Annotated in this window: 6 protein-coding genes; all 6 read right to left on the reverse strand. The window is 60.1% G+C overall.

Features of this window, described 5'->3' with window-relative positions:
• Positions 1-96: 96 nt before the first annotated feature.
• Complete coding sequence (locus AB4043_RS17555; RefSeq protein WP_442301955.1) at positions 97-1329, reverse strand: MFS transporter; 1233 nt, start codon at positions 1327-1329, stop codon at positions 97-99.
• Positions 1329-2489, reverse strand: a complete 1161-nt coding sequence (locus AB4043_RS17560; RefSeq protein WP_442307648.1) for a fucose isomerase — start codon at positions 2487-2489, stop codon at positions 1329-1331. The genes AB4043_RS17555 and AB4043_RS17560 overlap by 1 nt, the downstream gene beginning before the upstream one ends.
• Positions 2490-2494: 5 nt before the next feature.
• Complete coding sequence (locus AB4043_RS17565; RefSeq protein ID WP_442307649.1) at positions 2495-2683, reverse strand: hypothetical protein; 189 nt, start codon at positions 2681-2683, stop codon at positions 2495-2497.
• A 5-nt stretch (positions 2684-2688) separates the two neighbouring features.
• Complete coding sequence (locus tag AB4043_RS17570; RefSeq protein WP_442301953.1) at positions 2689-3591, reverse strand: dihydrodipicolinate synthase family protein; 903 nt, start codon at positions 3589-3591, stop codon at positions 2689-2691.
• Positions 3592-3968: 377 nt separating this feature from the next.
• Positions 3969-4721: a GntR family transcriptional regulator gene (locus AB4043_RS17575; protein ID WP_442301952.1), complete on the reverse strand. Its 753-nt coding sequence runs from the start codon at positions 4719-4721 to the stop codon at positions 3969-3971.
• A 132-nt stretch (positions 4722-4853) separates the two neighbouring features.
• Positions 4854-6162: CocE/NonD family hydrolase (locus AB4043_RS17580; RefSeq protein WP_442307650.1), on the reverse strand; the 1309-nt coding region annotated here is incomplete at its 5' end.

Consider the following 6162-nt stretch of genomic DNA (forward strand, 5'->3'; position numbering starts at 1 on the left):
AGGTCGCGCACAGCGCGATACCCCACCCTTTCGCTACGCGAAAGAATGGGGCAACGGATGCATGGGCAAGCGATACATCTTATCTCACCCTTGCTGCTAGGTTCGCTTCGCGAGCTTCGCTGACAATCCCATCATCACGACAGCCAAACACAGATAGATCACCGACGTCGCGCTGATACACGCTGACAATCCAAAGCGCTGCGCTGCAGCGGCGATTAGAACAGGCGCAAATCCTCCACCAAGCCATCCCAGGCTATTCATCACACCGGCTGCCACACCACGCTTCTCCACCGGCACCACGTCATACAGCGACGCCCAGATATTCGCGTCGTAGATGCCTTTGAAAAACCCAAAGCCGGTCATGCTGACGATCAGTCCCAGCACCGTGATCGACCATCCGGTAAGAAACAGAAACGGCACACCGCACAGCAGGCCAATCGCCTGCGTCAACTGACGTCCGCCTGATCGCTTTGCAGCAAAGCGATCGGCAAGCCAGCCGCCCAGCAACACACCCAGCACCGAGGCAGCCTGCAGATATGCCGTCGAGCTGAAGCCGGCATTGGTCAGGCTCATATGGAACTTTTCCAGCAGGAAGGTCGGCAGCCACGTCAGAAAGACCACGGCAACAAAGTTCGCTCCCATGAAGACCGCAATCATCAGCATGATGTGGCCGTTGCGCAGCACCTCACGCACTCCCCGGGCGAAATGCAGCAGCGGATTCTCCTGTGGCTCATCGCCCGCAACCCGAGGCGGTTGCCGCAAACAGCAGAGCAGCACCACCGCCAGCGCCACGCCCAGCACACCAAAGATGGTGAAGCTCGAGCGCCAGCCGTGGCGCTCAGCGATGAAGGCCGACATTGCTCCACCGGCAATCGTGCCTGCGTACACGCTCGACTGGTGCAGCGCCATCGCTCGCGACCGGGTAGCCGCACCGTGATACGCGCCGATCAGCGCCATGGCGGCGGGAAAGTAAAAGGCCTCGCCTAACCCGCCCAGCGTGCGAAAGAAGACCAGGACGCCATACGTATGGCTCAGCGCGGTCCCCGCAGTCACCACCGACCAGAAGGCTAATGAGCCGACAATCACCTTGCGCGGAGAGACACGGTCGCTGGCCCATCCGGCCAACGGTCCGGCGAGCGCATACATCCACATAAAGCTTGAGCCCACAATGCCGAGCTGAATCGGCGTAAGCGCAAGCTCCTTACGCAACAACGGAAAGACCGAGAAGATGGCCTGCCGGTCCGCGTAGTTGAACAGGCAGACAAACCACAGCATGCCCACCAGCAGCCATGGATAGGCCTTGCCCGTGACCGCCTCGATCTTCGTCACTATGCCTTTACACCACAGAGATGGACGTTTAATCCGAGCTCGGCAAACGCCGCAGCCTTTACTGCGAGCGCATAGTCAGCTCCAGCAGCGTCGTTCGCATAGGCAATGCTGATGTGGTTGGCCCGATGCCGCGCCATGAAGCTATCTCGGGTAACGCCGTGCAGGACGGTATTCACAATAGGCCATTGATAGGTGGTCTCGCGCCAGCGGCGCTCCGTCTCTTCAGACGGCAGTGTGACAACCGTGCCGCGGCCCAGGTCCACGTGCAGCGCTCCACCCTCGACAAAGACGCGGCTCCACACAATCTCTCCCGGCTTGCCCACACCTTTCAACGACCCTCCCCCGAGGGGGAAGTACATCGCCGGCTGCCGCTCGCTGACAGAACCTGCGTAGCCGCCCACGAAGTGGCTCGCCGGAGCAGCGCCCGAGATCTGCAACACCCACACGAACTGCTTCTCCCCGTCGACCTCAAGCTCTTCGCCCCAGCGCACATCGTGCAGCGTCGTCGAAGGATCAAGCCCAAGCTTCACCCAGCAGCGGTTAGTCACCAGGGCATCCACACCGGCGCCCTCGTCTACCTCGTTGAAGTGCGGCAGGGCCTTGCCCGCGAAGAGCTCCACACCGTTCTCATCCAAGACCGGGGGGCGATCGGGATTATTCAACAAACCTTCCACCAGATCCGAAGCCGGAGTCGTGTCTTTCAGTCCCTGCTGATACTGAATGCCGATGGCGTCGCAGCCGAACTCCGCCGCCATGCGTACGGCGGCGATATACATCTTCGCCTGCAGCAGAATCTGGCGGTCGGTCAGCTCCGTCGCCTCATCTTTGCCTGTAACGAAGCGCAGGCCGCGTGCATCCAGCCACGCACGCACCGCCGCGGCCTCCTCATCGCTGACCGTGGTCATACGCGCGGCAAGCGCGCTCTGGCTCAGCCGCTCCTTGAAGAACCCGCAGGGATTCAGCAGCTCGTCATCGATGATGGCGTTGTACATGCCCATGCAGCCTTCATCGAAGATACCGAAGATCGCCTTGCGATCGCGCAGAGCCGTAGCCACCTCGCGGCCCACCGCCTTTGCCGTCTCCGGAAGCCTGTCCATCTTCAGCGGCTGTACATGCGAAAGATCATGCGTAACCGTCCCCGTCTCCAGCCACTGCTTCAAGCCATTCAGGAAGAAGGCATCGTCAAAGCCGCGGCTCCACTTTCATCCACAGGAAAGGCGCGCCGCATCATTACCCCCATAGCAGCGAGCACTGAGGTCAGCTTCTCCTCCAGCTCCTTCTGCGCCGGCCAGCACGCCTGGTTGGCCGACAGCCGCAGATCGCCGCTAGTTATCAGAACAACTTCCTTCACCATCGCCATTACTCCTGAACCATCATGGCCGCGCGGTTCTCCGCAAACCACGCCAGCATCTCCTGCATCTGTTGTTTGCGCTCATCGCTGAGAGCAAAGGGGAAGGTCGCCTGCGCCAGGCCGCGTGCTTCTCCGAAGACCTTCAGCCCCCACGGCGTCGGCATCCGGTCAAGCTGCTGGATGAACATATGCAGCCTGCCGTTGAGCGCATCCAGGTCCACGCCGCGCGTCTCCTCCACACCGGAGGAAAAGAGAGCTGTGATCAGCTCCGGCAACACGCACGATACGCCAGAGACCACTCCATCGGCCACCTTGCTCTTCAAGGCCGGCGCCAGAGCACCGTCGTTGCCGATAATGCGGCATGCATTCGACGCGCGCTTGCTCAGYAGCGAGACCGTATCCAGAGAACCACTTGAGTCCTTGATGCCGATGATGTTGCTGCACTGCTCGATGAGCGCCAGCGACACCTCCGGCTGCAGACCGGAGGTGAACTGCGGCAGGTTGTAGAGCAGTATCGGTGTCTCCACGTTCTCGGCTACCTCGCGGCAGAAGGCAGTCAGGTCTCCCTGGCTGTAGGGAAAGAAGTACGGCATGGGCAGCAGCAAAGCCTTCGCACCGGCTTCACGGGCAATCTTTCCCAAGCGAATGGCGTCAGAGCTTCCAGCGGCCCCCACACCAGCAAGAAAGCTTCCCCGGCCCGCGACGGTACCGGCCACGATCTCCATCAGCTCCGAGAACTCCGCCTCGGTCACCAGCGGAAACTCGCCGGTCGCGCCATTGATGGCAAAACCCTTGACGCCTTTGCCTAGAAGAAACTCGATCCATCCTCGAAGCTGCCCTGCGTCAATCTTCCCTGCTGCATCGCGCGGCGTAAGCACCGCCGCATAGACCCCGGTCACCAGTTTTGCCATGTGGGCATGATAGAGGTAATGTCAACTATTTGTCGACAAATAGAGAGAAAACAGATCGCTGTCCTTCTTCTCTACCCGGGTGCCCCACCCTCGGGGTCCCCAACAAACTTTGTTCGTTGGGGTGAACCGTCGCAACGCTAGGGTGGGCGGGGAGGCCACAGAGTTCTAACAACCCATAAACCGGCTTCCTATGTCCCGTTTCTGGGACGTGGGGTATCGCGCTACGCGCGACCGTTCTATTTCTCCGTTGTGAGTCCGGTAGAGAAGCAGATTTCTCCGCGACCTTTGGTCGCTACGAAATGACAAACAAAAAGACGGTTCGAGCTTCGCTCGAATACCCAGGTCCCCAAGGGACCTGGGACACCCAGTGGATGGGCTCACCCTCCCAAACTCGCCAGGTGCTGTTCCCGCTCCCAGTAGTCGAACTCTTCCAGCCTCTCCTGGGCGCTCGCCTGGATATGCTGCGACAGCAAACTGCGCGCCGCTTCCGGCTCGCCATCGATCACGGCCTGCAGAATCTCTTTGTGGTGACGGTGAATCCGCTCCAGTTCTTCCCGGCGATGGCCGCTGCGCTGAATCCCGAAGATGCGGATCATCAGCCGCGTCTCATTCACGACCTTCAATAGGCGTTCATTGGCCGCCAGCCGCAGCAGCAGCGTATGGAAACCCAGATCGCTGACGGCAAACCGGCGCATCTGGTCCTCATCCAGCTCTTTCTGACCGGAAGACTTCAGCTCTTTCAGCAGCGCCTGCGTCTCGTCCAACAGCTCTTTCAGACGGGCAACGTCGGTCGGGCGAACCCCGTTCTGCGCCGCACGGCCTACGGCGAAGACCTCAAGTGCTTCACGCAACTCATACAGCTCCGTAATCCCTTGCCGCGTCAGCCGCGTGACCACAATGCCGCCGCCAGGACTCAGCTCCAGCATGCCCTCCGCCAGTAGTTGTCCGGCAGCCTCACGGACAGGCGTGCGGCTGCTGCCGAGCTCCTTGGCCAGAGCAACCTCTGAGATCAACTCACCCGCCTTCAACTGACCGTTACCAATCTTCTTCTGGATGAGCAGGTAAGCCTTCCGGCGTACCGAGTCTTTCTTTCCCTTTTGTTGGTGATGCGTGGTGGACCGTCTCGGCATGCAACCAGTCTAGGGCGTCTCTGGCTCTCAGCGATAGCCAAGAATTATCGATCCAAAGGCGAGGTAAATGTCTACGCCTCGCCCATACCGCACGATTCAACCATTCAACAATTCAACCATTCAACCGCGTCCCTACTTCACTACCGGCAATTCCACCGCGCTCCCTGCATAGATCCGCTGCGTTGCCCTCACATAGTCCTCAGGCTTCGCCCAGAAGATATTGGGCACAAACTTCTGCGGATTGCGGTCATACAGCGGGAACCAACTCGACTGCACCTGCACCATAAGGCGGTGACCCGGCAGGAAGACATGATTCGCCGTCGGCAGCTCCCAGCGATACTCAAGCGGTTTGTTCGCCTCAATCGGCTTGGCGGTGGCGAAGCTCTCGCGATAGCGGCCGCGGAAGATATCCATCGAGACCGCAAGCTGATATCCACCCAGCTCCGGCTGATCTGCCACCTCATCCGGATACACATCGATCAGCTTCACCACCCAGTCGGAATCCGTACCCGATGTCGAAGCCAACAGCTTCACCAGCGGCTGGCCGCTGATCTTCAATGGCTCGGTCAGGGGCTGACTGACGTAGCTCAGTACATCCGGCCTGCCCGAGGCCTCACGCTGATCGTCCACCAGCCAGTTCACCCAGGTCAGCGGCGGCGTATATCCAATGGGCTGATTGGGACGTGCACGGAACGGCACTGGCTTCGCCGGATCGGAGACGTACTCCTCAAACTCACCTGTCTTATTCGCCGGCGTATTCCAGGTCGCTGCCAGTCCTTTGCCGAGAAACAGATCTTTCTTTTCGATCGAGCAGGTGCCTTCGCATCCCACCGGCCAACTCTTCAGCTTGCGCCACTCATTGGTGCCGGTCTCAAAGGCGGTTACTGGCGCTACGTCCATCGCCGGAGCGTTGTCTTTCAGATAGTGATCGAGGAACGGCAGCAGCACCTTGCGCATGAAGTAGGTGCCGGTCGCGCTGCCCCAGCGGATCGCGGCCATGTTGCTGGACTCCTCAATCTCTTGTCCGTGATGCCAGGGCCCCATCACCAGGAAGAGCTTGCCCTTGTTCGCGGGCTGCGCCGATAGGGCCTTGTACACCGCAATGCCGCCATAGATATCTTCCTGGTCCCACAGGCTGTGCACCACCATCATGGGAACCGCCAGCGGCTCCTTCGCCAGCAGTTTGTCGACAGCCTGCTGTTGCCACCACTCGTCATACGCCGGATGCGCCAGGATATTCCGCCAGAAGCCGACCTGCTCTGCTCCATGACGCTTGCCCATCTCTCCGGCCGAGCCTGCCTTCATCCAGAAGTCGTACTCATCGAAAGCGTCGGACCACCACTTGTAATCGTTCGAGCGCGAGCCTTCCTGCTCGTAGATGTAAGGCAGGTTCTGCTGACGGAAAGCTCCATTGTGGAACCAGTCATCGCCCATCCACCCA

Origin of the sequence: Terriglobus sp. YAF25 (assembly GCF_052113305.1) — a bacterium.
In the GTDB taxonomy this organism is placed as follows: domain Bacteria; phylum Acidobacteriota; class Terriglobia; order Terriglobales; family Acidobacteriaceae; genus Terriglobus.